The organism is Acidocella aquatica (genome assembly GCF_030160635.1).
GTDB lineage: Bacteria > Pseudomonadota > Alphaproteobacteria > Acetobacterales > Acetobacteraceae > Acidocella > Acidocella aquatica.
Map to the genome: position 1 here is coordinate 1 of NZ_BSOS01000127.1, position 2,411 is coordinate 2,411.

Sequence of the window (2,411 nt, forward strand, 5' to 3'; positions counted from 1 at the left end):
GGGTGGGTCACGGTAACAAGGTGCGGAGAGGCCGGCGAAATACCTGCATTTCTGACTGAGGTACAAACGACTGGAGCGCGGCAAATTCCTCTGGCCACAGGCGCGGGATGGCTCCGTGCTGCTGACCACGGCGCAATTATCCATGCTGCTGGAGGGGATCGACTGGCGCGCGCCAGTGCGCAGTTTTACGCCGGAAGCGGCGTGCTGATTCACAAAAACTCGTGATATTTGTTTCAAATATCGCTATACTTCACGCTGATGGATACGACCGCCGAGATCATTCATCTGCGTGCCCAACTCGCTGAACGCGAGGCGGAACTCTTGGCGGCGAACCTGCTCATCGAGCAGTACAGGGCGCAATTACACAAGCTGCGGCGCATGCAGTTCGGGCGCTCGTCCGAGGTGCTGGATGCGCAGGTCGAGCAGTTGGAACTACGGCTCGAAGACCTTGAGGAAGCCGAGGCCGCGCGGGTGGCGGCAATACCGCGCCCGCGCCCGGCACGGTCACCCGCGGTGCGCAAGCCATTGCCGGCACATCTGCCGCGTGAAGAGGTGTTGTACCCCGCCGCCGAGGTCTGCCCCGCTTGCGGCGGTACGCATCTGGTCAAGCTCGGCGAGGATATCACTGAGGTGCTGGAGAAAATCCCGGCCCGGCTGAAGGTGATCCGCCATATACGGCCCAAATTCTCCTGCCGGGCTTGCGAGACAATCACCCAGGCGCCGTCCCCCGACCTGCCGATTGAGAAGGGCCGCCCCGGTCCCGGCCTGCTCGCCCATGTGGTGGTGAGCAAATATCTCGACGGTCTGCCGCTCTACCGCCAATCCGCCATACTGGCGCGCGAAGGTGTGGAGATCGAGCGCGCCACACTGGCTGATTGGGTGGGACACACTGCCTGGTGGCTGGCCCCGCTCGCCGCCATGATCGGCGCCCATGTGAGGGCTGCCCCGGTGATCCACACTGATGATACGCCTGTGCCGCTGCTCAGTCCTGGCCTTGGCCGCACCAGAACCGGGCGGCTCTGGGTGTATCTGACGGACGAACGAAGTTGGCAGGGGCCGCGCGCCTCTGCCGCTTGGTACCGGTTCAGCCCCGACCGTAAAGGCGAGCGTCCACGCGATCATCTGGCGGGATTCGAAGGAACCATCCAGGCCGATGCCTACACAGGTTACACGGCACTGACCCGTGAGAGCTCGGCGCCAGGGCGTAACGCACCGCGTATCCAGCACGCCGCATGCTGGGCCCACGCACGCCGCAAACTCTTCGACGAATTCGAGCGCACCAAATCCCCCATCGCCCAAGAAGCACTGCTCCGGATTGGCGAACTCTATGCCATCGAGGCCCAGATCAATGGTGAGAACGCCGAACGCCGGGCTTTGGCCCGCCAGGAACAAGCCCGCCCACTGCTGGCCGAGCTCAAGCGCTACCTCCAGGAACAGCGCCGGCGCCTCTCTGCCAAGACCAATCTCGCCAAGGCCATCAACTACGCCCTCGGCCGCTGGGAAGGTTTGTGCCTCTACACCACCGACGGCCGTATCGGCATCGACAACAACCCTGCCGAACGGGCCCTGCGTGGCATCGCCATCACCCGTAAAAACTATCTGTTCCTCGGCTCCGAAGCTGGCGGCGAGCGCGCCGCCATCATCTATACCGTGCTGGAAACCGCAAAGCTCAACGGGCTCGACCCCGAAGCCTATCTCGCCAACATCATCGACCGCATGGCAAAAGGGCACCCAGCCAACAGGCTCACCGAACTACTGCCTTGGAACTGGAAGCACCATGCCGGACCTGCCCCGTCACCTGAAACAGCTTGAACAAGAATTACTGGCACTCGACGAGGGGGCGATGCTGCTGGAGGTGCTGGACGGGTTCATCGCAGGTCTGCTCGTCTGCCCGGAACTGATCATGCCCAGCGAATGGCTGCGCTGGGTCTGGGATAGCGAGGAGGGCGGCGAGCCGGCCTTCGACAGTCTCGCTCATCTCAACAAACTCATCGGCCTGGTCATGCAGCATTACAATGGCACCGCCAGGCTCTTAGCCGAACGGCCCGACCATTACGGCCCGCTGTTCGCCATCGACCCGCGCAACGACGACATACTTTGGGAGCTATGGATCGAAGGCTTTGAGACCGCATACAAGCTGCGCCCGGCAGCATGGCAGAAATGCCTCGCGGACCCGCAAACCGCGCAGGCCATGTCCGGGCTACGGCACCTCATCAACGCCGTTCAGCACGATCGGCAATTATCCGAAGAACAATATTCCACCTTATGCGTCACCGCACCGGACGACATCACTCGATGGATCGTCACCCTCAACGCGTGGCGCCTCAAGAATGACGAGCTTACCAACATGCCGCCGGTCTTCTATGCGCCACCAACCGCAAAGGTTGGACGCAACGAGCCATGTCCCTGCG

At 62.5% G+C, this 2,411-nt stretch carries 3 protein-coding genes; all 3 read left to right on the top strand.

From position 1 onward, the window contains the following. The first annotated feature begins 55 nt into the window (after nucleotides 1–55). Entirely contained in the window at nucleotides 56–208 is a 153-nt protein-coding gene (tnpB, locus tag QQJ84_RS19290) for an IS66 family insertion sequence element accessory protein TnpB (protein WP_348522700.1), read from the top strand. A gap of 50 nt (nucleotides 209–258) precedes the next feature. Further along, a complete protein-coding gene (tnpC, locus tag QQJ84_RS19295) occupies nucleotides 259–1,812 on the top strand; it encodes an IS66 family transposase (RefSeq protein ID WP_284259955.1) in 1,554 nt (517 codons plus the stop codon). Beyond that, nucleotides 1,778–2,411: UPF0149 family protein (locus QQJ84_RS19300; protein ID WP_284259956.1), on the top strand; the 634-nt coding region annotated here is incomplete at its 3' end. The genes tnpC and QQJ84_RS19300, both read left to right, overlap by 35 nt.

Excerpts from the sequence above, each read along its gene's own strand:
- tnpC (WP_284259955.1), top strand. The coding sequence starts at position 259 with ATGGATACGACCGCCGAGATCATTCATCTGCGTGCCCAACTCGCTGAA.